At 33.1% G+C, this 26012-nt stretch carries 24 protein-coding genes; 13 read left to right on the plus strand and 11 right to left on the minus strand.

Translation table 11 applies throughout. The features are described 5' to 3' along the window. Nucleotides 1-162 precede the first annotated feature (162 nt). The 4 genes from ACP3TL_RS07790 (at nucleotide 163) to ACP3TL_RS07805 (ending at nucleotide 4567) form a co-directional block, all read left to right on the plus strand. Complete coding sequence (locus ACP3TL_RS07790; RefSeq protein WP_069833044.1) at nucleotides 163-1368, plus strand: argininosuccinate synthase; 1206 nt, start codon at nucleotides 163-165, stop codon at nucleotides 1366-1368. Further along, entirely contained in the window at nucleotides 1358-2731 is a 1374-nt protein-coding gene (gene argH, locus ACP3TL_RS07795; protein ID WP_069833043.1) for an argininosuccinate lyase, read from the plus strand. The genes ACP3TL_RS07790 and argH overlap by 11 nt, the downstream gene beginning before the upstream one ends. A gap of 334 nt (nucleotides 2732-3065) precedes the next feature. Continuing rightward, a complete protein-coding gene (locus ACP3TL_RS07800; RefSeq protein WP_277575793.1) occupies nucleotides 3066-4055 on the plus strand; it encodes a glycerophosphodiester phosphodiesterase in 990 nt (329 codons plus the stop codon). Between the two features lie 131 nt (nucleotides 4056-4186). After that, nucleotides 4187-4567, plus strand: a complete 381-nt coding sequence (locus tag ACP3TL_RS07805) for a YbaN family protein (protein WP_285326204.1) — start codon at nucleotides 4187-4189, stop codon at nucleotides 4565-4567. Between the two features lie 509 nt (nucleotides 4568-5076). On the opposite strand, the gene ACP3TL_RS07810 is transcribed toward ACP3TL_RS07805, so the two are convergent. The 7 genes from ACP3TL_RS07810 to ACP3TL_RS07840 all read right to left on the minus strand — a co-directional run bounded on the left by ACP3TL_RS07810 (nucleotide 5077) and on the right by ACP3TL_RS07840 (nucleotide 13354). Then, nucleotides 5077-5619 carry a GNAT family N-acetyltransferase gene (locus ACP3TL_RS07810; RefSeq protein WP_069833041.1) on the minus strand — a complete coding sequence of 181 codons (543 nt, stop codon included), beginning with the start codon at nucleotides 5617-5619 and terminating at the stop codon, nucleotides 5077-5079. 106 nt (nucleotides 5620-5725) lie between these two features. Next, nucleotides 5726-6928 (minus strand): MFS transporter, encoded by a 1203-nt coding sequence (locus ACP3TL_RS07815; protein ID WP_069833040.1) that lies wholly within the window; start codon nucleotides 6926-6928, stop codon nucleotides 5726-5728. Between the two features lie 602 nt (nucleotides 6929-7530). Continuing rightward, a complete protein-coding gene (locus ACP3TL_RS07820) occupies nucleotides 7531-8775 on the minus strand; it encodes a Glu/Leu/Phe/Val family dehydrogenase (protein WP_069833039.1) in 1245 nt (414 codons plus the stop codon). Between the two features lie 110 nt (nucleotides 8776-8885). Then, nucleotides 8886-10076: an ornithine--oxo-acid transaminase gene (locus ACP3TL_RS07825; protein WP_069833038.1), complete on the minus strand. Its 1191-nt coding sequence runs from the start codon at nucleotides 10074-10076 to the stop codon at nucleotides 8886-8888. Nucleotides 10077-10654: 578 nt separating this feature from the next. Further along, nucleotides 10655-11788 carry an NADH-dependent flavin oxidoreductase gene (locus ACP3TL_RS07830; RefSeq protein ID WP_285326202.1) on the minus strand — a complete coding sequence of 378 codons (1134 nt, stop codon included), beginning with the start codon at nucleotides 11786-11788 and terminating at the stop codon, nucleotides 10655-10657. A 167-nt stretch (nucleotides 11789-11955) separates the two neighbouring features. After that, entirely contained in the window at nucleotides 11956-12357 is a 402-nt protein-coding gene (gene ygs, locus ACP3TL_RS07835) for a S1 domain-containing post-transcriptional regulator Ygs (RefSeq protein WP_002508137.1), read from the minus strand. A 394-nt stretch (nucleotides 12358-12751) separates the two neighbouring features. Beyond that, on the minus strand, nucleotides 12752-13354 hold the full coding sequence (locus tag ACP3TL_RS07840) for a peptidylprolyl isomerase (RefSeq protein ID WP_069833036.1): 603 nt from the start codon (nucleotides 13352-13354) through the stop codon (nucleotides 12752-12754). A 67-nt stretch (nucleotides 13355-13421) separates the two neighbouring features. Between ACP3TL_RS07840 and kapB the strand changes: the two genes are divergently transcribed. The 9 genes from kapB to ACP3TL_RS07885 all read left to right on the plus strand — a co-directional run bounded on the left by kapB (nucleotide 13422) and on the right by ACP3TL_RS07885 (nucleotide 21039). Beyond that, the gene (kapB, locus tag ACP3TL_RS07845; RefSeq protein WP_069833035.1) at nucleotides 13422-13802 is read left to right on the plus strand and encodes a sporulation phosphorelay system protein KapB; all 381 of its coding nucleotides are present in this window, start codon (nucleotides 13422-13424) and stop codon (nucleotides 13800-13802) included. Between the two features lie 126 nt (nucleotides 13803-13928). Then, nucleotides 13929-16346, plus strand: coding sequence for a Na+/H+ antiporter subunit A (locus tag ACP3TL_RS07850; RefSeq protein WP_277575791.1), 2418 nt, complete (start codon nucleotides 13929-13931; stop codon nucleotides 16344-16346). Then, complete coding sequence (locus tag ACP3TL_RS07855) at nucleotides 16327-16755, plus strand: Na(+)/H(+) antiporter subunit B (protein ID WP_141714378.1); 429 nt, start codon at nucleotides 16327-16329, stop codon at nucleotides 16753-16755. Before ACP3TL_RS07850 ends, ACP3TL_RS07855 begins: the two co-directional genes overlap by 20 nt. Further along, entirely contained in the window at nucleotides 16755-17102 is a 348-nt protein-coding gene (gene mnhC1 / locus ACP3TL_RS07860; protein WP_057512733.1) for a Na+/H+ antiporter Mnh1 subunit C, read from the plus strand. Before ACP3TL_RS07855 ends, mnhC1 begins: the two co-directional genes overlap by 1 nt. After that, on the plus strand, nucleotides 17089-18585 hold the full coding sequence (locus ACP3TL_RS07865) for a Na+/H+ antiporter subunit D (protein WP_069817997.1): 1497 nt from the start codon (nucleotides 17089-17091) through the stop codon (nucleotides 18583-18585). Before mnhC1 ends, ACP3TL_RS07865 begins: the two co-directional genes overlap by 14 nt. A 1-nt stretch (nucleotide 18586) precedes the next feature. Further along, complete coding sequence (locus tag ACP3TL_RS07870) at nucleotides 18587-19066, plus strand: Na+/H+ antiporter subunit E (protein ID WP_069817996.1); 480 nt, start codon at nucleotides 18587-18589, stop codon at nucleotides 19064-19066. Beyond that, nucleotides 19066-19359, plus strand: coding sequence for a Na(+)/H(+) antiporter subunit F1 (locus ACP3TL_RS07875; RefSeq protein WP_069818052.1), 294 nt, complete (start codon nucleotides 19066-19068; stop codon nucleotides 19357-19359). The genes ACP3TL_RS07870 and ACP3TL_RS07875 overlap by 1 nt, the downstream gene beginning before the upstream one ends. After that, nucleotides 19337-19693, plus strand: a complete 357-nt coding sequence (locus tag ACP3TL_RS07880) for a Na+/H+ antiporter subunit G1 (RefSeq protein ID WP_069817995.1) — start codon at nucleotides 19337-19339, stop codon at nucleotides 19691-19693. Before ACP3TL_RS07875 ends, ACP3TL_RS07880 begins: the two co-directional genes overlap by 23 nt. A 182-nt stretch (nucleotides 19694-19875) precedes the next feature. Continuing rightward, nucleotides 19876-21039 (plus strand): NAD(P)-binding domain-containing protein, encoded by a 1164-nt coding sequence (locus tag ACP3TL_RS07885; protein ID WP_069833033.1) that lies wholly within the window; start codon nucleotides 19876-19878, stop codon nucleotides 21037-21039. Nucleotides 21040-21074: 35 nt separating this feature from the next. Here the strand turns inward: ACP3TL_RS07885 and ACP3TL_RS07890 are convergent, their stop codons facing one another. From ACP3TL_RS07890 to ACP3TL_RS07905, 4 genes are all read right to left on the minus strand, one after another. Then, on the minus strand, nucleotides 21075-21452 hold the full coding sequence (locus ACP3TL_RS07890; RefSeq protein ID WP_065339144.1) for a hotdog fold thioesterase: 378 nt from the start codon (nucleotides 21450-21452) through the stop codon (nucleotides 21075-21077). A gap of 29 nt (nucleotides 21453-21481) precedes the next feature. After that, nucleotides 21482-22798 carry a Na+/H+ antiporter family protein gene (locus ACP3TL_RS07895; protein WP_069833032.1) on the minus strand — a complete coding sequence of 439 codons (1317 nt, stop codon included), beginning with the start codon at nucleotides 22796-22798 and terminating at the stop codon, nucleotides 21482-21484. Nucleotides 22799-23040: 242 nt separating this feature from the next. Further along, on the minus strand, nucleotides 23041-24519 hold the full coding sequence (locus ACP3TL_RS07900) for a M17 family metallopeptidase (RefSeq protein ID WP_069833031.1): 1479 nt from the start codon (nucleotides 24517-24519) through the stop codon (nucleotides 23041-23043). A 189-nt stretch (nucleotides 24520-24708) separates the two neighbouring features. Continuing rightward, nucleotides 24709-25917 (minus strand): NAD(P)/FAD-dependent oxidoreductase, encoded by a 1209-nt coding sequence (locus tag ACP3TL_RS07905; protein WP_069833030.1) that lies wholly within the window; start codon nucleotides 25915-25917, stop codon nucleotides 24709-24711. Nucleotides 25918-26012 lie beyond the last annotated feature (95 nt).

Consider the following 26012-nt stretch of genomic DNA (forward strand, 5'->3'; position numbering starts at 1 on the left):
CCAATATTCATAACATAAATACTTCCTTTCACGAATAACATCTTCTGAATGTTTTTGCATATTTATGTATAAAAGTGGTTTTATTTTCATTAAACATCTGCTATACTATTCAATATCAAATAAAAAAACAAATTTTAAAAATATCAATTAGAGGTGGAAATTATGAAAGAGAAAATAGTATTAGCATATTCAGGCGGTTTAGATACAAGTGTTGCAGTAAAATGGTTATTAGATAAAGGTTACGACGTTGTAGCTTGTTGTTTAGACGTAGGTGAAGGTAAGGATTTAGACATCGTTCATCAAAAAGCACTAGATATGGGTGCAAGTGAATGTCACATTATTGATGCTACTGAAGAATTCAGTCAAGATTTCGTATCATATGCAATTAAAGGGAATTTAATGTATGAAGGTACTTATCCATTAGTATCTGCATTATCAAGACCTTTAATTTCAAAAAAATTAGTAGAAATTGCTAGCAAAACAAATTCAGTTGGTATTGCACATGGTTGTACTGGTAAAGGGAATGACCAAGTTCGTTTTGAAGTAGCAATTAAAGCTTTAGATCCAGAACTAAAAGTATTTGCTCCAGTTAGAGAATGGGCTTGGAGTCGTGAAGAAGAAATAGATTATGCAATTAAACATAATATCCCAGTACCAATTCAACATGATTCACCTTATTCAATAGACCAAAACCTATGGGGTAGAAGTAACGAATGTGGTATCCTCGAGGATCCATATGCTACACCACCAGAAGATGCATATGACTTAACTAACCCATTAGAAAACACACCTGATGATTCAGATGAAATTGTACTTTCATTTGAGCAAGGTATCCCTACTGCTTTAGACGGTCAATCATATAAATTAAGTGAACTTATTTTATATTTAAATAAATTAGCTGGTAAACACGGTATCGGAAGAATTGACCATGTAGAAAATAGACTTGTAGGTATTAAATCAAGAGAAGTCTATGAAACACCTGCAGCAGAAGTAATTGTAAAAGCGCACAAAGCACTTGAAACAATTACCCTTACAAAAGATGTAGCACATTTCAAACCTGTAATCGAAAAACAATTCTCAGAACAAATCTATAATGGTTTATGGTTCTCTCCATTAACAGATAGCTTAAAAGTATTTGTCGATAGTACGCAACAATATGTTACAGGTGATGTACGTATTAAATTATACAAAGGTAATGCAATCGTTAATGGCAGAAAATCACCACATACACTATATAATGAAAAATTAGCTACTTATACAAAAGAAGACGCGTTTAATCAAGAATCAGCAGTTGGTTTCATCGATATCTTTGGCCTACCTACTAAAGTAAATTCTATGTTACATGGTGGATATAACGATGAGCAGTAAAGCTTGGGGTGGGAGATTTAGTGAACAACCAGAAGCATGGGTCGATGAATTCAATGCTTCTATCCACTTTGACAAAGCATTAATTGAATACGATGTCCAAGGTAGTATTGCCCACGCAACGATGTTAGCCAAACAAGGTATTATTTCTGATTCAGACTGCGAACAAATTATAGATGGTTTAAACGCTATTTTAGCTGATTATGAACAAGGTAATTTAAACTTAGATGTCTCTTTAGAAGATATTCACTTAAATATCGAGCATGAATTAATTAAACGTATCGGTGATGCAGGCGGTAGATTACACACTGGCCGTAGTAGAAATGATCAAGTTGCTACTGATATGCATTTATATACAAAAGAAGAAGTTAACTACTTAATTGAATCCATCACTGCTTTCCAACAAACAATTGTAAAAGTTGCCGAAGCACATGTCGATACCATCATGCCAGGTTATACGCATTTGCAAAGAGCACAACCAATATCGTTTGCACATCATATATTGACGTATTATTGGATGTTAGAAAGAGATAAATCACGTTTCCAAGATAGCTTGAAGCGTATCGATATCTCCCCTCTTGGTGCAGCTGCATTAAGTGGCACGACTTATCCTATTGATCGTCATGAAACGCAAGCTTTATTAAACTTTAGCGCACTTTATGAAAATAGTATGGATGCTGTAAGTGATAGAGATTACATTGTTGAAACGTTACACAACATTTCATTAACTATGGTTCACCTTTCTCGTTTTGCTGAAGAAATCATTTTTTGGTCATCAGCAGAAGCAAATTTCATAACTTTATCTGACGCATTTTCAACTGGTTCTTCCATCATGCCGCAGAAGAAAAATCCTGATATGGCAGAATTAATTAGAGGTAAAGTTGGACGTACGACAGGTAATCTTATGAGCATGCTTATGACACTTAAAGGTTTACCGTTAGCATACAATAAAGATATGCAAGAAGATAAAGAAGGACTCTTTGATGCTGTGCATACACTTAAAGGTTCCCTACGTATCTTCGAAGGCATGATCGATACAATGACGGTGAATGTGGATCACTTACAAGAAACTGTCTACAATGATTTCTCAAATGCAACAGAACTTGCAGATTACTTAGTCAACAAAGGTGTGCCTTTTAGAAATGCACATGAAATCGTTGGTAAAATTGTGCTTTGGTCTATACAACATAACGTTTATTTATTAGACGTTCCGTTAGAAGAATATCAAAACGCACATGCCAGTATCGAAGCGGATATTTATGATTACTTAAAACCTGAAAACTGTGTAAGTCGTAGAATCAGTTATGGTTCAACGGGACAAGAAGCAGTAAAACAACAAATCAATATAATAAAGCAACAACATTAACAAAAAGAACTGGAAACCGTGCTTAAATAAGCGGTTTTCCAGTTCTTTTTTATTACATATTCTTAAGTCGTTATAAACACCCGTATAGTACCCTATGACGCAATGACAGTATTACTAGTTAATAACATTCTAATAGCAGAAACGCTTCTGAGAAACACCTTTTATAAGCTCTACAAGGTACAGTAACATGCTTCTTTTTGTAATTTTTTATTATAAATTGTAATTATATGTTAAACATTATTTAGTTTGAATAAATATGTTGTAAATCCTATTCTTATTTCTGATTTTATTTTGTACTATGAGATTACAGTTCAGATTAAGGAGTGACAACATTATGAAACACGTCAGTAAATTTATCATTTCAAGTATTGCGGTAACATCATTATTGAGTCTTGGTGCATCTCCAGACATTCAAGCTAGTGGTAAAGGCAGTCAGATGGAAAACCAGAATGCTTCTCATTCACAACAAAGCCCTCAATCAAACGGTATAAATAATAAGCAGAACGAATTACATAATTTAACAGTTGAAAAATTCACAACAATCGCTCACAGAGGCGCAAGTGGTTATGCACCAGAGCATACACTAGCAGCTTATGATAAGAGCCATAATGCTATAGGCGCATCATATATAGAAATTGATTTACAAATGACTAAAGATGGTCACCTCGTCGCAATGCACGATGAAACTGTTGATAGAACTACAAATGGTACAGGTAGAGTCGATCAATATACACTTGAAGAACTGAAAAAATTAGATGCAGGCAGTAAATTTAATGCGGCAAATCCTCAATATGCAAATTCAAATTATGAAGGTGTCCAAGTGCCGACATTAGATGAGATTTTCCAACGCTATGGTTCAGATGCCAATTATTATATTGAAACTAAATCGCCCGATGTTTACCCTGGCATGGAGGAAAAACTTCTAGACACATTAAATAAACACAATTTACTTAATAGTGAATCCCTTGAAAATGGACATGTTATGCTTCAATCCTTTTCACAAGAAAGCTTATTAAAGCTACAAAACCTAAACCCTAATATCCCTCTTGTACGTTTATTAGATAAGGGTGAATTACCTAGTATGACACAACAAGACTTTAATGCGATCAAACAGTATGCAGTTGGTGTAGGTCCCGAACATACAGATTTAACAAAACAAAATGTACATAACCTCAAAAAAGCAGGTCTTTTAGTGCATCCGTTTACTGTTAATGAAAAAGCAGATATGCAACGACTAAATGATTATGGCGTACATGGCGTCTTTACAAATTATCCTGATTTATATAAGCAAGTAATTAATGAAAATGAAGCACAAGTAAAATAAAACTTTTTATTAACAATAACAAATGCCTATATTAACAACCATAATAAAAACCATCCTGTAAAATGTTATGTTATTTACTATAGTGATGAATTAGTTTATTATTGATAATAGCTATCAATAGGAGTGTTTTTTTGAAATATTTTTTAATTATTATTGGTTTGTTATTTACAGTCATTGGTTTTGCTGGCGTTTTATTACCATTATTACCAACTACACCATTTTTATTAGTTGCAGTACTTTGTTTTTCTAAAAGCTCTGATAAATTTGAAAAATGGTTAGTGCAAACAAAAGTTTATGTGAATTATGTTGAAAGTTTTAAAGAAAACAAAGGCTATACTTTGAAGGATAAGTTCAAACTTTTGTTGAGCCTTTATATAGTTATCGGCTTTTCAATTTTCATGATAGACCACCCTTATATAAGATTGGGTTTGTTAATAATGGTAACGTTGCAGACGATAGTTTTATTTACTTTTGTGAAAACATTACCAGCAAATTTTTATGACAAAGAATAATTTGCTGGTAAAAATATCAGTGTTGAAGAAAATATCATTATATAATAACCATCCCATTACTGGATATATGGTTTAACTATTGAATTTATTAAAATCATTTACTTAAAAAGTTAGTTTTTAAATTAACTTTTTAGTGTGTGCCGACGAAGCCTGTGACTTTGTTGGCATTTTTTTGTGTACGCTTTTCCTGTGTAGGACATCCTCAACCTGTGGTATTCGGCTAGTGCTTTATTAACGAGTAAGGAACCTGTACAATAAACTGCCCTTTCTCAAAAGAAAATAAATTAATATATGTACTGTATCAACAAATAGAGATACCCTGAATTTTCAAAAAGAATTAAGTAATAATTTTCATAGATATAGAGTGTTTCGAGGATATAATATCTATAAAAAAACAAATCAAAAGCTTTTCTAGCAATTGATTTGTCTGTTTTTTAAAACATTAGTTTAAAATCTAAGTTTTTTATTTGTGAGCTTCGGTAACTATAATCTTCTGAAAAATTTAGTTTTTAATTGTTATATTCAGATTTAAGCAAGCTAAATACATAACTATCAACGAATTTTCCATTCAATTTTTCATCTTCTCTTAAAATGCCTTCTTGTTTAAACCCTAATTTCCGAGGAATTTTTTGACTTTTAATATTTTTAGTCGCTGTTTGTATTTCAATTCTGTTCAAATTTATTTCATTGAAACAGTAATCAATTAAAAATTTTGTGCATTTTGTCATTATTCCTAAATTTTCGTAATTTTGATCAATATAATAGCCTATAGATGTTATTTCATTCAACCAATTTATATAATGTAATCCGATGACACCAATCAATTGTTCGTTGTACCAAATGCCACAGTGAAACCCATCATTTTCTATAAACTGATTTAACCCAGATTTTATAAATTGCTTAGTATCTTCACTCGTTTTCGTGAATTTTACAAAGGGAAGCCATTCATTTAGATAGTCTCTTGAATTATCAACTATATTAAAAAGTGCTTGAGTATCTCTTTCTTCTAAAATTTTAAGGCTTAAATTGTCATTAATCTTTGTTTTAAACATAGAATCCCTCCTTTTAAAATCATATAAGTGTGTTTATGTTTTGATATTTTATTTAGGTGTAAAACAAATAATAAATGTATTTTCCTTTTCATTTATTATAGATTACTCAAATATCCTTTCTATTTATAATCAGAATAATCGAAGATATAAATAGTAGTGTTGCAGCTAAGATAAATGTGAATCTCACACCAAATAAGTCGGTCAAATTACCTAAAATCAGAGAGGAAACCCCGAAAATTGCAGTTATTAAAGCGTCTTTTGCTGAGTAAATATTAGGTAAAAGTCTATGAACCACACTCTTCTGTATCAAGGTCTCTTGAGCAACATCCTTAATTTGATTTACCAAACCAAATAATAAGGATAATACTAATGCCATCCACGGAGTCGACGTTAAACCAAACATTAGAGTTGTTAAACTAGCTAAGAAAGCTCCAACTAAAATAACTTTACTGGAAAGTCGATCTACTAAATGTGACCATTTCAAACTTAAAAATCCACCTATCATTAATCCAGAGAAGAAAGTCGCGTTTATATACCCCCACCATTGTTCTCCAGTTTGCAGAGCTTGATCTACATACACGTACATAATTGCAGCTACCCATACCACATTTGCAATAGATTCAAAAAATTCTACGATACTAATAGTACGTAAAGTGGGTGTTTGCCAAATAGTTACCCATCCTTTTTTTAATACTTCCCAATTTGATAGTTTTATTGATTGTTCATCGCTCACTATATTTTTATCAATACTAGGAATTAAAAACATCATAAAAGTTGATGTTACAAACAAGAAAAATGTAAACCAAAGAACGTTTACTCCCCCTATAATAGCAACAAGCATTCCTCCAACTGCCCATCCTCCTAAACGAATTGTTTGATCAAGAATAGCAAGAAAACTATTAGCTTTCACCAGAGCATTTTGTTCGACTAATATTGGAATAAAAGCATTTCTCGCTGGATTTGCCCATCCGTCTAAAAAGGAAATGGTAATTACAAAGAAAAAAATTAAAAAAGATGTGTTAAAAGAAGAAAAAACTTCTATATAACCTATAAGTATAATTGTAGCTATTGTTTTACCCAATTGGGAATAAGCTAAAAGTACCTTCAACCTGACTCGTTCAATAATTAAAGGAGCGACGATGCCACTTACAAACCTTGATGCCGTTATAAAAAAAGGTACAAAAGCCATATAAGTTACAGAGCCTGTTAATTCGTATATTATTGCTATTAAACCCACCATATAAAAAACGTCTCCGCTATTTGCGAGAGATTGACCAATCCATAAAAAACGAAACGATGATTTATTCATCAGATATTACTCCTTGAATTAATTTATTATTTAATTTTTGTTTTAAATTAAAGATAATCTTACATCGGCTCGTCATCCTTTTCTTTATATGGTTTATAAGGTGGAGTTTATTATTTAGCGATTAATATTCTTTTTTACAATAGCATAACTAAAAAAGTTAGACAAGTCTGATAATTCAGAAAATAAATACCATAGCGCTATAAATTAAATCAATATTAATAACAACTATAAGCTTAATATATATTCCATGTGTAACATACAAAAAACTTCAAGGTTTTCACTTTTTAAATGTCTACTTTGAAGAGAATATAAAGTACAATAAGTGATTATTCATTAACCGAAAGATGAGTAAAGTTTCTACTAGTACTCACAGCCTTAGAAAATGGGCAATCGAATATCAAGAAATAGATTATTAAATCATATATACTAACCAAAAAATGTCGACAAACTCATAAGACTCTGTCGACATTTCAAAAGGAAGTTTCTCTTAAAAAATAACTTGTAATAAATAGAAAGTACCCACTATTAAAAATTAATAGTGGGTACTTTTTATTGTATCTAAATCAATAACTATTCAAACCATTTATACTCTATTCTACGTTTTATGCCCAACCACGGTAACGTGCTGCCTCTGCAGTACGTTTAATACCAACGATAAACGCAGCTAAACGCATATCAATTTTTCTATTTTGTGATAATTCATAAATTGTATCAAAAGCAGTTATAAGTTTTTCACGTAATTTAGTGTTTACTTCTTCTTCTGTCCAATAATAACCTTGATTATTTTGTACCCATTCGAAGTATGAAACAGTTACGCCACCAGCACTTGCTAATACGTCAGGAACAAGTAGAATGCCACGTTCAGTTAAGATACGTGTTGCTGCTGGTGTAGTTGGACCATTAGCAGCCTCAACCACGATATCAGCTTTAATATCTGCTGCATTATCTTCAGTAATTTGATTTGTAATTGCTGCCGGAATCAGCACATCACAATCAAGTTCGAACAATTCTTTATTTGAAATTGTTTCTTCAAATAAATTCGTTACTGTTCCAAAACTATCTCTTCTGTCTAATAGATAGTCAATATCTAAACCTTCTGGATCATGTAATGCACCATAAGCGTCTGAGATACCAACAATTTTCGCACCCATGTCGTACAAGAATTTCGCTAAGAAACTACCTGCGTTACCGAAACCTTGAATTACCATACGTGCACCTTTTAAATCTAGTCCTCTTCTTTGTGCAGCTTGTTCAATAGCAATTACTACACCTAAAGCTGTTGAACGATCACGGCCTTGTGAACCGCCTAAAACAATTGGTTTACCAGTAATGAAACCTGGTGAATTGAATTTGTCTAATGAACTATATTCATCCATCATCCATGCCATAATTTGAGAGTTTGTAAATACGTCTGGTGCTGGAATATCTTTAGTTGGTCCAACGAATTGAGAAATTGAGCGCACATACCCACGAGATAGACGTTCTACTTCATGAATGCTCATTTGTCTTGGATCACAAATGATTCCACCTTTACCTCCGCCGTACGGTAAATCCACTATGCCACATTTCAATGTCATCCACATTGATAGGGCCTTAACTTCTTCTTCATCAACATCTGGATGGAAACGAACTCCACCTTTTGTTGGTCCAACAGCATCATTATGCTGTGCACGATAACCAGTAAATGTTTTAACAGTACCATCATCCATACGGACAGGAATTCGAACTTCAAGGAATCTTAAAGGTTCCTTTACTAAATCATACATACCATCGTCAAATCCCAGTTTATGCAATGCTTCTTTAATAATTTGTTGCGTAGAAGTAACTAAATTATTATTCTCAGTCATGATTCATTTCGCCTCTTTTTCGTAACTAATGATTTCGCTTTCATGATAATTGTAACATAACATTTTGCTTTTTAAAGAGTTTTCAAAACTTATATTTTTTTACTATAAATTTACTCGAAAACGCTTCTCACTTTGTCTAATGCAAAGTCTAATTCTTCTTTTGAAATAATAAGTGGTGGTGCAAAACGGATCACAGTGTCATGTGTTTCTTTACATAATAAACCTTTTTCTTTTAATGATTCACAATAAGGTCTCGCATCTTCATTTAATTCAATTCCGATAAATAAACCACGACCACGAACCTCTTTAATTGCAGGATGATCTATTTTTTGTAGTTCAGATTTGAAATAATTCCCTAATTCTAATGAGCGACCAGGTAAATCTTCATCGATAATAACATCTAATGCAGCATTTGAAACTGCACAAGCTAATGGATTACCACCAAATGTAGAACCGTGAGATCCAGGTGTAAACACGCCTAATACTTCTTCATCTGCTAATACAACTGAAATTGGTAATACGCCGCCGCCTAATGCTTTACCTAAAATGTATACGTCTGGTTTAACGTCATCCCAGTCTGTTGCAAATAATTTACCTGAGCGACCTAAACCAGCTTGAATTTCATCGGCAATAAACAAGACATTGTGTTCATCACATAATTCTCTGATTGCTTTTAAGTAACCTTCTGGTGGAACATTGATTCCAGCTTCCCCTTGGATTGGTTCAATTAAAATTGCAGCAGTATTTTCATTGATAGCGCCTTTAACAGCTTCAATATCTCCAAAATCAACTTTATTAAATCCTTCTAATAATGGACCATATCCACGTTGATATTCAGGTTCTGATGATAATGATACTGGTGCCATAGTACGACCATGGAAGTTACCATTGAATGCAATTACTTCTGCTTTATCTGGTTCTATATTTTTAACATCGTAAGCCCAACGACGTGCAGCTTTTAATGCAGTTTCAACCGCTTCAGCTCCTGTGTTCATTGGCAATGCTTTTTCTTTACCTGAAAGTTTACAAATTTTTTCATACCATTCGCCTAGATTATCACTATGGAATGCACGAGACACTAAAGTAACTTTATCTGCCTGGTCTTTCAATGCTTGAATAATCTTTGGATGTCTGTGACCTTGGTTTACAGCTGAATACGCAGATAGCATATCCATATATTTGTTACCTTCTGGATCTTTAACCCAAACACCTTCTGCTTCCGATATGACGATTGGAAGTGGCACATAGTTTTGTGCTCCGTAATGATTTGTTACTTCTATGATTTCTTTTGATCTTGACATGATATCTCCCCTTTGAAATATTTTAAGAGTCTTTTTAAACTCTAAAACGATACTTGTTCATAGCATAACGTATTTAGAGTTCAACTGAAACCATTTTCTAAAACTGCTCCCTTGATGCTACTTATAAGCCGATACATCAACATAAATCAAGCTTTAACATATCTATAAACAACTCAATTTCTATGTAAGCCCTTACATATATAATGACATAATTCACTACGTTTATACAAGATAATTTTGTCTGATTTAAAAAATAAAATATCCTTTATTATTTTTACATAAAATTGTATATTCAATCATCAATTCATGCATTATAGCAAAGGATGAATTAATAATTATACACTGTTATTTACTCGTAATTATATATAATTACGAGTGAATAATACCTAGCACAATATCTACTAATCTAACAAATCCATAATAATTATTATTAATCTATAACTTTTTTTAGATTTTTTTCGTTTTATTTCATCTAATAACTGCTATTCTTTTGTTTTTATTTGTAAATAAAAAAAGTAGTATAACTATCACAATATTTTAAAATAATTGTGATAATACACTACTTGTTAAACTATACGCTATTTATTATCTGTTCTTGGAAGTGGATAGAATCCTTTATTAAACTGTTCCCATAATTTTGGTGGCAGATGATGCTTATCTTTTCTATTTGGATCAAAGTGAGAAATAATTTGATCTTCTTCGCCATTTTTAATTTTACTAACAAAATTGTGATCTAATAAGATTTCTCTGCCTAAAGCTACAAGTTCTACATTTGTTGATTCAATCGCTTCAATTGCTTGTTCCGCTGTAAAGATTGAACCAATACCAACAAGTGGCATACGACCATTAATCCATTGTAGTAATAATTTGATACGTTCTTGACCTTTATATTGTCCTTCACGTGTTTTCGAATGAATATCCATCAATGAAACGTGTAAATAGTCTAATGGTTTTTCACTTAAATGGTTTACTAACGTTTCTGTAATTTCCATGCTTATTCCTGGTGACTCTGCTTCTTCAGGGGAAAATCTATATCCAACGATAAAATCTTTATTCCCGTGACGTTTAACTGTTTCTGTCACTTCATCAACAACTGCATTCGCGAATTTATAAGGATCTTCGCCCCATTCATCATTACGACGGTTGTAATAAGGTGAGACAAATTGATGGATTAAATAGTGGTTAGCGCCGTGAATTTCTACGCCATCGAAGCCAGCTTCAATCACTCTTCGTGTCGCTTCACCAAACGCTTTAATTGCTTCTTCTATTTCTTCAACAGTAATTTCGCGTGCATGGTGTTCTTTCTGTTCTCCAAAACTTTTTAATGAAATGGGACTAGGTGCAACAACATCTCCATTAGGCGTTAAATTAGGTAATGCTTGGGCACCACCATGATGAATTTGAACAATAGCTTTTGACCCATTTTTCTTCATTGCCTCAGCTAAACGTTTCAACCCTTCTAAGTTTGAATCATGTGCTACAGAAGGTTGTCCAGGAAATGCTTTTCCTAAATCTGTTACATTACTAGCAGCAGAAATAGCTAATCCCACATCTTTTGAACGTTGTTCCATATATACTACTTCCTCATTTGAAATCGAGCCATCATCATTTGAAGATACATGTGTTAGCGGTGCTAAAACGAATCTATTATCTAATACAACTTTATTAGGTAATGTAAGCTTTTCGAATAACGGTTGAAATTTTTTATTCATTACAATAATCCTCCTAAGTAAAATACCTTATCACTTTTTCCACACTATTTAAGTGCTTGTTTATTCTAACTATCTTAACTATAAAGATAAATGAATATGCTCACGCATGTAATTTTTGATTATCTCCTCTTCACAATAAAAAAATACTGACATTTCTTATCGAAATGTCAGTATCTTGTTAAAGATGTTTTTTCATCTTTAATCGCGTTTTTGGACTGTTTAATCCAAACCGGCAAGCGTTCTTTAATTGTTTGAAACCCATATTTTTCGGTTTCTTTAATTTCATCTAACACTGATTGCTTTTCCTTCTTACGTTCATAATTTTTAAAATAGTCATTATCTTTTAAAGAAAGATTCAGTTTACCTTCATCATCAATTGAAATCACTTTCGCTCTTACAATTTGTCCTTCTGATAAAAACTTTTTCAAATTATGGACGTAATCATCCATAATTTCGGATATGTGGATTAATCCCTCAGCATTGTCCGGGGTTTCTACAAAAGCGCCATACGGTTGAATACCAGTCACACGAACTTTGATATGTTGACCTACTGTATAGTGATTATTCAACGTGATAACCCCTTATTTCGTTTTACTTAACACTATTATAATAGCATAAATTATAACTTGGTACTAACATTTAATAGAAAAATTTCACATTTTATAGATTTCATACAATAATTTAACAAAATAAAAATGTTAATCTTATATACATAGCAAGTTTCAACTCTCATTTCGCACTTGAAATTACTAGACTAGAACAATTTTTATACATAAGTATGGGTCTAGCTATTTTCACTACATTTAATTACATTGTTAATTTTTAAGCTAGTCTCAATAAAAAAACAGGCTCAACTGCACACTCAACATAAATTCACTAAATTGGGTGTTCGATTGAACCTGTCTTACATATATTATATTTTACATGCTACTTATAATTGCAATACTACCATTTTATATTCGCTTAGTTTTGTTTTTCTTCGATATCAATTGAATCAATTTTAATATCATGTACTGGTTTATCTTGAGGACCTACTTTTGTATTTGCAATATCTTCTAATGTTGCTTTACCATCAATTAATTGACCGAAAACTGTATGTTTTTGATCTAACCAAGGTGTACCACCATTTTCACCATATGCTTTGACAATCGGTTCTGGCCAACCACCATCAGCTAATTGACTAAGCATTGATTCAGGTACTTCTGTCATTTGTACAATGAAGAATTGAGATCCATTTGTATTTGGACCAGAGTTTGCCATTGATAAAGCACCATATAAATTAAATGCTTCAAGTGAGAACTCATCTTCGAATGCACCACCATAAATACTTTCGCCACCCATACCAGTTGCTGTTGGATCGCCACCTTGTACCATGAAGTCGTTAATTACACGGTGGAAAGTCACACCATTGTAATAACCATTTTTAGCATGTGTTACAAAGTTTTCTACTGTTTTTGGTGCCACGTCAGGTAACAATTTAAATGTCATATCGCCTTTATTCGTGTGTAATACCATTTTAATTTCGTTACCGTTTATTTCTGAATTTAACTGAGGATAGTTCGTCATTTTTATTCTCCATTTCATGTTAAGATGATATATGTATTCTAACACAAATGAAGGGATGTATTGAACTATGTTATATCGTTTTGCACATAAAACTGGAAGCTACGGTGTCATAATAAAGGAAGAAGATGAAAATCAAGTCTTAGTTCAAGTGGAACAAGTAATCAAACACCCAAAACAAGGTGATTTACATAGCCCAAGAGAAACTGAAAATGTATTTTTTCATGAGCGTAAAGCGTTAAGTCATTTTGAAAAACGCTATACAACTAAATCGCATCTTAAACCATTTACTGATGATGAATTGCCTTATGAGCAATCATTACAACAAGCAATCACTAAATTGGAGATTAAATTAAAAGATCAAGATACATTACATGCAAAGAAATCACTCGACAATTTACAGCAACTTAAGAAGGATTACGCAATTCAATATAAACAAAATTTTGAATAAAAATACTGCGTTTCTTCTTATTTAAATAAACATTTAATTCATGTGTTTCATGGGTTAGCCATGTTTTTCAGAATAGTCTAATTCATGTATAATAACCTTATACTATTTTTAAAGGAGGATAAAATAATGAGTTTGTTACATATAGCGGTTCTTCTACCGTTAATATTTGCACTCATTATTCCATTTGTATATCGGTTTCATAAACGAATACATTTAGGATGGTTTGTGTTACCTATCCCCGTCGTCTTATTTATATATTTCCTCTCATATATTTCAACAACCATGTCAGGAAATACCGTAATGCAGAGAGCAAACTGGATGCCTCATTTTGGTATGAATTTCGATTTATACGCGGATGGTCTAGGATTACTATTCAGTTTGTTAATCACTGGCATTGGTAGTTTAATTGTACTATATTCTATAAGTTATTTAAGTCGACAAGAGCAGTTAGGAAATTTTTATTGTTATCTGTTGCTCTTTATGGGTGCAATGTTAGGTGTTGTTTTATCTGATAATATTATTATGTTATATCTATTTTGGGAGTTAACTTCATTTTCTAGTTTTCTACTCATTTCATTTTGGCGTGACAAACAAGCATCTATTTACGGTGCTCAAAAATCAATGCTTGTCACTGTATTTGGTGGCTTATCACTTTTGGGTGGTCTTATTTTACTATCACTCGCAGGTGGCTCTACAAGTATTCAAGAACTTATTGGGAATGCATCTGAAATCCAAACAAGTCCGTATTTCATTTTATCAATGATATTTGTATTAATTGGAGCGATGACAAAATCTGCTCAAGTTCCATTTTACGTTTGGTTACCAGATGCAATGGAAGCGCCAACGCCGGTCAGTGCCTACTTACACTCAGCTACGATGGTTAAAGCGGGTCTTTACTTAGTAGCACGTATGACACCCATCTTTGCACTCTCACAGGGTTGGATTTGGACAGTAACTGCTGTCGGTTTAATCACTCTGTTTTGGGCGTCATTAAATGCTACAAAACAACAGGATTTAAAAGGTATATTAGCGTTTTCTACCGTTTCACAACTTGGTATGATTATGTCTATGTTAGGTATAGGTGCAGTAAGTTATCATTTTGAAGGTGCTGAAAGTCAACTTTATGTTGCTGCGTTCACCGCTGCTGTGTTCCATCTCATTAATCACGCTACATTTAAAGGTGCGTTATTTATGATTGCTGGTGCCATTGACCATAGTACAGGTACTCGTGATGTAAAAAAATTAGGTGGATTGCTAACAATAATGCCTATTTCTTTTACAATTACCATAATCACCTCACTCAGTATGGCAGGTGTGCCACCGTTTAACGGTTTCCTTTCTAAAGAGAAGTTCTTGGAAAGTATGATTGAGGTCACAAACGTTAACCTATTTAGTTTAAATACGCTTGGCTTATTAATTCCAATCGTAGCAATTATTGGTAGTATATTTACATTTGTATATTCTATAAGATTTATAGGCCAAATCTTCTTAGGTAGCCATAAATCAGATGCTTTACCGAAAAAAGCACATGAAGCTTCTATACTAATGTTGGTTTCACCAGCTATTTTAGCAATATTAGTTATTGTATTTGGGTTCTTCCCTTCTATATTAACGGGATCAATTATTGAGCCTGCTGTTAATTCAATCAGTCAAAGCACTGGAACGCATGCAGAATTCCATATGTTCCATGGTTTTACACCAGCATTTTTCTCTACCATTGGTATATATATTGTTGGTATATTACTGATTTTATCGTTTGGCTATTGGGTTCGCTTATTACGCGCACATCCTACAAAACTTACAATCAATTACTGGTATGATAAGTTCGGTAACGATTCGCCAGGTTACTCAAGTAAGTTCACAAATGCTTATGTGACTGGTTTTACGCGTAACAACTTAGTAATTATATTTATTTCTTTAATTTTAATTACTTTAGCTACATTATTAGTAACACCATTTAGTATTAACTTTAAAGACGTGAGTGAAGTACGTCCATTTGAATTAATCATTGTAGTACTTATAATTACATCAGCTTCTATGATTATATTTGCACGTTCAAGACTGTTCAGTATCATTATGGCAAGTGCTGTAGGTTATTCTGTCGCTATCTTCTTCATATTCTTTGGCGCACCAGATTTAGCCCTTACACAATTTGTAGTTGAATCAATTTCTACAGCGTTATTCTTATTGTGTTTCTATCACTTACCAAACTTAAACAGACATAAAGAGACGCGTTCATTCAAACTTGTAAATGTTTTAGTTTCAGTTGGTGCAGGTGTGGTTGTTACTGTGCTTGGACTAATTACTTATGGTAATAGACACTTTGGTTCTATCGCTGAATTCTATAAAGAACATGTATATGATTTAGCACATGGCACTAATATGGTAAACGTCATACTTGTCGATTTCCGTGGTACCGATACTTTATTCGAAGCCTCTGTCCTCGGTATTGCAGGTTTGGGAGTTTATACAATGATTAAACTCCGTACAAATAATAAATCAAATGATGAAGGAGGTAAAAACGTTGAAAAGACAGAAGAATAATATCATCTTTCAATATTCAGCAGTTCTTATCTTCTTCCTCATCGTAATGTTTGGACTTTCATTATTTTTAGCAGGACATTACACGCCAGGTGGTGGCTTCGTAGGTGGCCTATTACTATCTAGTGCCCTAGTCATCATAGCTGTAGCTTTTGATATTAAAACTATGAGGAAAATCTTTCCTTGGGATTTCAAATTATTAATAGGTGTTGGTTTGCTATTTTGTATAGCAACACCTATGGCGAGTTGGTTTTATACTAAAAACTTCTTCACGCACACACCGTTTGAAATACCTTTAGGAATTTTACAACCGATGGAAATGCATACGGCAACGTTCTTTGACTTAGGCGTAATGTTTGCGGTTATCGGTACAGTAATGACTATAATTTTATCGATTGGAGAGAATGAGTAATGGAAATAGTGATGATTTTTGTTTGTGGTATTCTCACAGCAATGAGCGTCTATCTCATTCTTTCTAAGAGTTTGATACGCATCATTATTGGGACTACTTTGCAAACACATACAGCCAATTTATTTTTAATTACAATGGGTGGATTAAAAAAAGGAGAAGTACCGATTTATGAAAAAGGTATATCTTCCTATGTTGATCCAATTCCACAAGCGTTAATTTTAACAGCAATTGTAATTTCATTTTCTGTAACAGCGTTCTTCTTAGTACTAGCCTTTAGAAGTTATAAAGAATTAGGAACTGACAACGTAGAAAGTATGAAAGGAGTGCTAGATGATGATCGAGAGTAATCTCATTATTTCACTACTCGTCATACCAATGTTGACTATTATTGCACTTGTGTTCATTGGTAAGCGCCCTATTATTAAACGATACGTTGCACTAAGTGGGACAGCTGTCACATTAATTTTTGCATTTATTAACTTAAACAACGTATTAAAGCATGGGATTATAACTTTAGAACTTGGTTCATGGGAAGCACCATATAGTATCGTATTAGTGCTCGATATATTTAGTATCCTTCTCGTGATTTCAAGTTTAATCGTAACAATGCTGATTATTTTATATTCTTATCAATCAGTGGGCATAGAACGTGAAACGTATTATTACTACTTCGCAGTAATGTTCATGCTGACAGGTGTCATAGGTTCATTTATCACGGGTGATATTTTCAACTTATTCGTATTCTTCGAAGTATTCTTACTGGCATCTTATATTCTATTAGTTATCGGTGGTACAAAAGTACAATTAAGTGAAACGATAAAATATGTACTTATAAATGTTACATCATCCGCATTCTTTGTTATTGCGGTAGCAATGCTCTACTCTGTAGTTGGTACGTTAAATTTAGCCGATATCGGTGAAAAATTAGGACAACTACCTGCTGCAGATACTGGGATTGTAAATATCATATTCATCATGTTTATCTTTGTATTTGCAACGAAAGCCGGCGTTTTTCCAATGTATATTTGGTTACCAGGTGCTTATTACGCCCCACCAATTGCAATCATTGCCTTTTTCGGTGCATTACTAACAAAAGTTGGTGTCTATGCAATTGCTAGAACATCAAGTCTTTTTATTCATGATACATCAAGCTTTCCGTTCTATATTATTCTTTTCTTAGCACTACTAACCATTATCTTTGGTTGTGTAGGTGCAGTCAGTTATTTTGATACTAAGAAAATTATTATCTACAATATAATGATTGCTGTCGGCGTTATTTTAGTCGGTGTAGCTATGATGAACCAAACTGGCATGATGGGCGCAATTTATTACACGTTACATGATATGTTAATTAAAGCAGCACTATTTTTCTTAATTGGTGTTATGTACAAAATTACTAAAACCCATGATTTACGCAAATATAGTGGTCTCATTAAAGACTATCCAGTTTTAGGTTGGTCATTCTTTATTGCGGCACTTAGCTTAGCTGGCATACCGCCACTCAGTGGTTTTTATGGTAAATTTTATATTGTACAGGCTACCTTCGAAAAAGGTTTCTATTTGAGTGGTATTGTCATACTACTTTCAAGTCTTGTTGTACTTTATTCAGTCATTCGCATATTCTTACAAGGATTCTTTGGCGAATCAAAAGGATATAAAGTGAATCCTAAATTACAATATAAAGGGATACTGGCGATTGCTATGGTCTCAGTTGCAATTTCAGTAGTTTTCGGATTATCTGCTGACTTTCTACATCCAATTATAAAAGATGCTGCAGAGGCATTCTATAATCCTAGTGTTTATATTGATGGCGTATTGGGGGGAAAATAATATGGCAGTCCAAATATTAGTGAATTTACTTTTATCTGTTTTTTGGTTGTTTGTAACAGGGAGTTATACTTTTAATAACTTTATACTAGGCTACTTATTTGCCCTATTATTAGTATACCTAATGCGTGGTATTTTACCTGGAAGATTTTACATTATTACAGTTTATAAAATAGTTAAACTCTTCTTCGTTTTCATCATAGAATTAATAAAAGCCAACGTCGATGTGATACGCATTATTGTTAAGCCAAAGATAGACAACGAACCAGCATTTTTCACTTATAATACAGATTTGAAAACAGACTGGGAAATTGCGTTATTATCTAACTTAATTACCTTAACACCTGGTACAGTCGTGTTAGGCATAAGTGATGATCGTACTGAAATTTATATACACTGCATTGATTTTAGTACTAAAGAGGAAGAAGTGGAAGGTATTAAATCTTCCCTTGAAAAAGTCGTTAGAGAGGTAGGCGAAAAATGATGAACTATAATATAATTTTAATTATCGCATTAGTCATCGTAGCGTTGTCTATGCTAGGTATGCTTGTACGTGTAATCATAGGCCCTTCTCTAGCTGACCGTGTTGTTGCACTTGATGCAATTGGTATTCAACTTATGGCCATCGTCGCATTATTTAGTGTGTTCTTAGGTACTAAATATATGATGGTCGTTATTCTAATGATTGGTATTTTAGCTTTCTTAGGTACAGCAGTATTCGCGAAATATATGGATAAAGGTAAGGTGATTGAATATGATAACGACGATCGTCATTAGTATCGCACTTATTTTAATTATCCTTGGTTCACTTATTAGTGCACTTGCAGCGATTGGCCTTTTACGTTTAGACGATGTCTATTCAAGAGCACATGCTGCTGGTAAAGCAGCAACATTAGGAGCGATGTTATTAATTAGTGGCGTATTCTTGTTCTTTATTGGACGTGAGGGTTACGCAAGTATGCAATTACTTATCGGTATATTATTTATCTTAATCACCGGTCCACTATCAAGTCACCTTATTATTAAAGCTGCATATAATTTAGATACACCCGCTTCAAAACGAACAAAACGTAACGATTTAAAAGATGAGTTAAAAGATACAAAAATCTAATATAAATTGCTTTTCCTACATTATGAAACACTCAGCTATCATTAAATAGCTGAGTGTTTTTTATTCTTTATAGACGGAGACTAAGATATTTTGACCAGTATGTTTATTTCTATTTGTCATAAGTTAAATTTAATGATATATTAAATCGTAATCATTTCGTTTTAAAAGGAGTTTGAATGCTTATGACAACTTGGACAATTATCGGCGGTGGTTTACATGCAGCTACAATAGCTATCAAATTAAGATCGAAGGGGTTAAAAAGTGATCATTTAAAAATCATAGACCCTCATCATAATCTCTGTGAACAATTCAATAATTATACTAAACGTATAGACATGCCCTATTTACGTTCTCCATGCGTACATCATGTCCATCCTAATCCATTTCATTTGAAACAATATGCTAAGAAAATGCACTATACAAACCCAGCCTATGGGCCATACAAACGACCAAATCGTGACATGTTTATGGATCATACACATGAGCTTATTCATTATTTTGAATTAAACCAAAGTCATATACAAAGTTATGTCAATAAAATAGAAAAGGACGACAAGCAATGGTTAATACAATTAAGCAATAGTGAATGGATACATACAGATAATTTAATTATTGCTTTTGGCTGTAATCATGATACATACACGCCTGAACTATTTACACAACACCCCGATATATCCCATGTGTTCGATGACGATGGATCTTATGATCCAGAAACCTCACATGTCGTTGGTAGTGGTATATCAGCTGCACATTTATGTTTAAGACTATTAAAAGAAAATAATAATAAAATTCACTTGTGGACGAATAAACCCATAGATGTACATGATTTTGATGCAGACCCAGGATGGCTCGGTCCTAAAAATATGACGTCTTTTAATGCGATTCAATCTTCTGAACAAAGATTTGATATTATTAAACGCGAGCGACATAGAGGGTCTATGCCTAAAGAACTCGAATTAAGGCTTAAAAAGTACATCAAACAAAACAGATTGAGTATACATGTCAATGAACTTACAAATATTCAACAGCATCACATTTGCACTGAAAATGATTGCTTACACTATGACCGCATTTTATTAGCTACAGGATTTAAAGAATCAATCATGCAACAGCCTATTATTAAGCAACTCACAGATCACTTCCAAGCACCTATAACATCGTGTGGCTTGCCATTTATCTCATCAACCTTAGAATGGTTACCTAACCTGTTTGTCACAGGCGGTTTAGCTGATTTAATGCTTGGTCCATTTGCGCGTAATATTATGGGCGGACGAGAAGCTGCACTTCGAATTGCAGAAGCTTATGATGAAATTGAAAGTAAAAGTAAAACAAAAAGAGCGATATAAAGTTATTTAACTTTATATCGCTCTTTTTATTTTTATTAACGTTTCAAAGGCTTTATAGCAATTGTTCCGCGCATAACACAAATTAATCTATCTGTATCGTCTTTAATATCTATATTCCATACCTGTGTTGTCTTACCTTCATGTATGATAGATGCCGTTGCGTAAATTGTGCCCTCTGTGGTAGAACCAATATGATTTGCATTCATTTCTAATCCTAGTGGTACATATTGATCCGTATCGATTAAATATGCTGCACCCATAGAACAAGCTGTCTCTCCTAATGCTAAACTTGCGCCACCATGTAAATAGCCAAATGGTTGTTTAACTTGATCAGTTACTGGCATTGACATAATTAATAAACCCTGTGCTTCTTTTTCTATTTTCATGTTTAACGCTTCTAACATATTAGTCATTGCTGTCACTCCATTTTCACTTAATAGCTTTATAGTACCATAGCAGCAATTGTACCGAAAATAATTAATGGTATATTGTAAAACATAAAGTTAGGAATACACGTATCTCTAATATGATCATGCTGACCATCAACATCTAAACCTGCAGTTGGGCCTAATGTTGAATCACTTGCTGGCGAACCAGAATCACCTAATGCACTTGCTGTACCAATTAAAGCTATAAGCGCCATCGTGCTTAATCCTAATGATTCACCTAAAGGAACAAATAATGTAGCTATAATAGGTATCGTAGCAAATGAGGAGCCAATGCCTAACGTGACAACTAATCCAATCAAATACATTACGATAATACTTATAAGTTTGTTATCTCCTATCACACCACTAATACCGTTCACTAATTTAGCAATATCTCCTGTTTCATTCATTACACCCGCAAAACCATTTGCAGATAAAATAACGACACCGATAAAGGACATAATTTGTATACCATCTACAAATTTTTTGTCTAATTCAGTCCATTTATATGCTCTAGAAATAAAGAATACTAGGACACCTGCTAATGCACCAAAGATCATTGAATCTGTAAACAATTGTACAAGGAATGTTGCAATGATTGAAACTACTGTAACTATAAGTATATAAGGTTTAATTTCAGTTTGAGTTGTATCTTTTACTTCATCACGCTGAATATATTTTCTAGGTTTTCTATAATAGTATATACCTGCAATCAAGCCGACAATATACCCTAGCGACGGGATGAGCATTGATTTCCATATCATACCCATTTCAATTGGGTGGCCTGCTTTTGAAAAACCACTTTGAATAATTTGATGGAAAATTTGACCAAAACCAAATGGCATAAGTACATAAGGAAAACATAAACCAAAGCCTATAATAATCGCTATTTGTCTTCTATCGATATTAAGTTCATTAAACAAACTAATGAGTGGTGGTATAACAATTGGAATAAATGCAATATGTACAGGAATTAAGTTCTGACTCATTATACTTATCGCTAATAATGCAACAATAATAATAATTTTCACTTTTATTCGTGACATTTTACTATTTTCAGCATGGATAGCATCTATAATTTTATTCACTAAATAATCGGTAATGCCACTATAAGAAATAAGTGCTGCAAAACCACCTAACAAAGCATAACTAAGTGCTACTTCAGCACCATCTACTATATTTTTACCAAAGACGGACACAATTTCAGTGATATTCATTCCTGAAATTAAGCCACCTACGAGCGCACCAATAAATAAACTTATCACTACATTTAATCTACATAAACATAGGACAATCATCAGTACGACTGCTATAACTACTGCATTCATCACAAAGCATAACTCCTTTACCACGTTATCGAACTAAAGCATTGCGAGATTTATAATATCAATATCTACTTCAATTGTCAATGACATTTACCCAAAGCGTTCTCATATTTTTCAACAAATTTATCATTCATCACCTGTCGTCAAATGATTGTTGAATGTTCTTTTCATATTATAAATAAAAAAATGGAAAACCCTATAAAATGATTTATGAGTTTTCCATTTTAATAATAACAAAAATATTTAAATTACTTTAATGTACGCAACCATTGAACAATGGTTGGTATTAAATAGCCTGTCGGTCCTTTTGGTCCTTTATGTGTGTTGCTATGAGTTGTTGCAGGGCCTGCAATGTCAAAATGTAAATGAGGTGTTTCACCTGCAAAATGATTAATAAATGTAGCAGCAAACAAAGCTTTTCCATGACCATTCGTATGATTAACTAAATCTGCGACTTCACTTTTACGGATTAAACTTTGTTCTGTAGCAGTCATTGGTAATTCAAAAACATATTCGTCTACTAATTGTGCTTTAGCCAATATAGCCTCAAGTTGTTGTTCTGCATTATGTTTAAACACTGCAGCTTTATCTTCACCAAGTGCGGCTACAGCTGCGCCAGTTAAAGTTGCAAAATCAAGAATGACTTGCGGTTGAAATTGCTTTGCATAAAATACCGCATCTCCTAATACTAAGCGTCCTTCAGCATCCGTATTTAATACTTCAACAGATTCACCGCTTAACGCTGTATAAACATCGTCAGGTTTCATAGCTATTTCATTCACCATATTTTCAGCGGCTGCAATAACCCCTACAATATTTACTTTAAGTTCTAATTGACGTGCCGCTTCAATCATTGCAATCACATTCGCAGAACCACACATATCATACTTCATTGTTTGCATACCTATTTTAGGTTTAATAGAATAGCCACCAGAATCGTAAGTGATACCTTTACCTACAAGTGCGATAGGCTCAGCATCCGCATTGCCTCCATTATATGTAAGTGTAATAACTCTAGGGCCATGCTTTGAACCCTTACCAACTGCATGTATCAATCCAAATCCTTCACGTTGTACCGTATCGCTATCTTTAATATCGACAGCAACGTCTGTATCTTTAAAGTGGTTTTGAATGCATTCAGCATAATAACCTGGTGTTAATATATTAGGCGGTATATTACTATAATCGCGCGCTAAATTAATCGATGAACCAATAATTAATCCTTGCTTAACAAATGTGTGCACTGTTGAACTTTCTGTATGTATATCTAAGTCAAGTTGATAAGGCGGCATTTTATTCGTTTTATAACCATCAAATTGATACGTTGCTTGTTCACTTTGCTGCCCTAAAATTTCTGCAACCGTATCTATCGTGATTACCTGAGAGCCAAACGTATCAAATAAGAGCGAAGCCTGAGTAATTCTGTCTTTTTTTAAATATTGGAATAAGTTACCAAATACTTTTAAAAAATCACTATAGTTCGTTGTTTTTAAATTGCCTAAACCAACTGTGATGAGTTTTAATTTTTTACCATTTAATGAAAACAGTGTACTAGAAATTGTCCCAACATTTGTATTAATAATTTGATTACGTTTTAGTTCTTCTAATTTTTCAATTATATTTTCATCTTCTACAGTTAACTCGCTAATTTGATTCAAGTGTTCCGGCACACTAACTACTAAAGTTTTATTGTTAATATTAGTATTGCTTTGCATTGTTACTTCCATTGCGCATCCCTCTTTTTAAATTAAATTTTTAATGTGTCATTGTCTAACAATTATTTTATTAAAAAAGATACTACAGTTTATATGGCTTAATGCTTTTTCATTTAATAAAAAGACCTATCTATTTACTAGACAGGTCTTTTTAAGTACAGAATCACATAGTGCATGCGCCTGTATTATTTAATTGATATATTAAAATTTACCTTTTTTAAATGCTAAGCCGACACCGCCAAGTTTGTATACTGCACGTGTATCGATAACTTTTTTCATGAATGCAGCTTTTTTACCTTGGATATCTTTACCGTAAACAACGCCTACACCATCATTAGAACCTAATGAACATACAGTACCACGATCAACATATTCAAATTCTTGAGTTGGTTGACCTTCTAAAATATTTTTAATATTTTTAGCAGTTTGTTCACCTTGTTGCATAGCAATTTGTGCAGTTGTTGGTAATGGACGTTCTTCACCAGCTGGGATAAATGCAGAAACATCACCAATTGCAAAGACATCGTCATAACCTTCTATAGTTAAATCTTGTTTAGTAACGATGCGTCCACGTTTAACACCTTCAAATGATTCTTCCATTAATTTGCTACCACGAACACCAGCAGCCCATACAACTGTATTAGCTTCTAATTGTTGCTCTTCATCGTTAACTTTTACTACGAAACCTTTTTCGTTAGCTGCAACGATTGGAGTACCAATTTTGAATTCTACGCCTCTATCTTCTAAGTAACTTACAGCATGGTTAACTAATTCATCAGAGAACATTGGTAACATTTTTGGAGCAGCTTCGACACAAGTTATTTTAACTTTGCCTTGTTCTACACCATATTTATTACATAATTCAGGGATGCGGTCAGTTAATTCACCTAAGAATTCCACACCAGTAAATCCTGCGCCACCAACAATAATAGCTAAATCCTTGTCATCTTTTTGTTTAGAAGATGCATAGTTAGCAAATTTGTCTTCGATATGACGAGATAATTTACGAGCAGTTAAAACGTTTTCAATTTGGAAAGCATGGTCTTTCATGCCTTTGATACCAAATGTTTCAGTTTCGAAACCTAATGATACAACTAAGATATCGTAATCAAAGATACCAGCGTCAGTTTCTACTTTTTTAGCATTGCGGTCGATTTTTGTAACTTCTGCTTTAACAAAGTTAACTTTGTCTTTGTTTACTACACTTTCAACTGGATATAGTAAATCTTCATAGCTAATCGTACCTGCTGAAGCTTCATGTAACCAAGTAGCTTCATAATGGTAATCATTTTTATTAATTAATGTAACTTCAGCTTCATCTGCTGAAATTTGCTTTTGTAATTTTGTAATAGTTTGTAAACCTGCATAACCCGCACCTAAAACTAATACTTTTTTACGATCTTGAGCCATTTCATTCACCTAAGCTTTCATAATTTTTTTGTTGCCATAGTCTTTTGCTATACCCTATATTTTAATTAGTAATTCACAAAAAAGACATTTTTTAC

Origin of the sequence: Staphylococcus caseorum (assembly GCF_049943195.1) — a bacterium.
Classification (GTDB): Bacteria; Bacillota; Bacilli; order Staphylococcales; family Staphylococcaceae; genus Staphylococcus; species Staphylococcus equorum_A.

Excerpts from the sequence above, each read along its gene's own strand:
- ACP3TL_RS07790 (WP_069833044.1), top strand. The coding sequence starts at position 163 with ATGAAAGAGAAAATAGTATTAGCATATTCAGGCGGTTTAGATACAAGT.
- argH (WP_069833043.1), top strand. The coding sequence starts at position 1,358 with ATGAGCAGTAAAGCTTGGGGTGGGAGATTTAGTGAACAACCAGAAGCA.
- ACP3TL_RS07800 (WP_277575793.1), top strand. The coding sequence starts at position 3,066 with ATGAAACACGTCAGTAAATTTATCATTTCAAGTATTGCGGTAACATCA.
- ACP3TL_RS07810 (WP_069833041.1), bottom strand. The coding sequence starts at position 5,619 with ATGTTTAAAACAAAGATTAATGACAATTTAAGCCTTAAAATTTTAGAA.
- ACP3TL_RS07815 (WP_069833040.1), bottom strand. The coding sequence starts at position 6,928 with ATGAATAAATCATCGTTTCGTTTTTTATGGATTGGTCAATCTCTCGCA.
- ACP3TL_RS07820 (WP_069833039.1), bottom strand. The coding sequence starts at position 8,775 with ATGACTGAGAATAATAATTTAGTTACTTCTACGCAACAAATTATTAAA.
- ACP3TL_RS07825 (WP_069833038.1), bottom strand. The coding sequence starts at position 10,076 with ATGTCAAGATCAAAAGAAATCATAGAAGTAACAAATCATTACGGAGCA.
- ACP3TL_RS07830 (WP_285326202.1), bottom strand. The coding sequence starts at position 11,788 with ATGAATAAAAAATTTCAACCGTTATTCGAAAAGCTTACATTACCTAAT.
- ACP3TL_RS07840 (WP_069833036.1), bottom strand. The coding sequence starts at position 13,354 with ATGACGAACTATCCTCAGTTAAATTCAGAAATAAACGGTAACGAAATT.
- kapB (WP_069833035.1), top strand. The coding sequence starts at position 13,422 with ATGTTATATCGTTTTGCACATAAAACTGGAAGCTACGGTGTCATAATA.
- ACP3TL_RS07850 (WP_277575791.1), top strand. The coding sequence starts at position 13,929 with ATGAGTTTGTTACATATAGCGGTTCTTCTACCGTTAATATTTGCACTC.
- mnhC1 (WP_057512733.1), top strand. The coding sequence starts at position 16,755 with ATGGAAATAGTGATGATTTTTGTTTGTGGTATTCTCACAGCAATGAGC.
- ACP3TL_RS07865 (WP_069817997.1), top strand. The coding sequence starts at position 17,089 with ATGATCGAGAGTAATCTCATTATTTCACTACTCGTCATACCAATGTTG.
- ACP3TL_RS07870 (WP_069817996.1), top strand. The coding sequence starts at position 18,587 with ATGGCAGTCCAAATATTAGTGAATTTACTTTTATCTGTTTTTTGGTTG.
- ACP3TL_RS07875 (WP_069818052.1), top strand. The coding sequence starts at position 19,066 with ATGAACTATAATATAATTTTAATTATCGCATTAGTCATCGTAGCGTTG.
- ACP3TL_RS07880 (WP_069817995.1), top strand. The coding sequence starts at position 19,337 with ATGATAACGACGATCGTCATTAGTATCGCACTTATTTTAATTATCCTT.
- ACP3TL_RS07885 (WP_069833033.1), top strand. The coding sequence starts at position 19,876 with ATGACAACTTGGACAATTATCGGCGGTGGTTTACATGCAGCTACAATA.
- ACP3TL_RS07890 (WP_065339144.1), bottom strand. The coding sequence starts at position 21,452 with ATGACTAATATGTTAGAAGCGTTAAACATGAAAATAGAAAAAGAAGCA.
- ACP3TL_RS07900 (WP_069833031.1), bottom strand. The coding sequence starts at position 24,519 with ATGGAAGTAACAATGCAAAGCAATACTAATATTAACAATAAAACTTTA.
- ACP3TL_RS07905 (WP_069833030.1), bottom strand. The coding sequence starts at position 25,917 with ATGGCTCAAGATCGTAAAAAAGTATTAGTTTTAGGTGCGGGTTATGCA.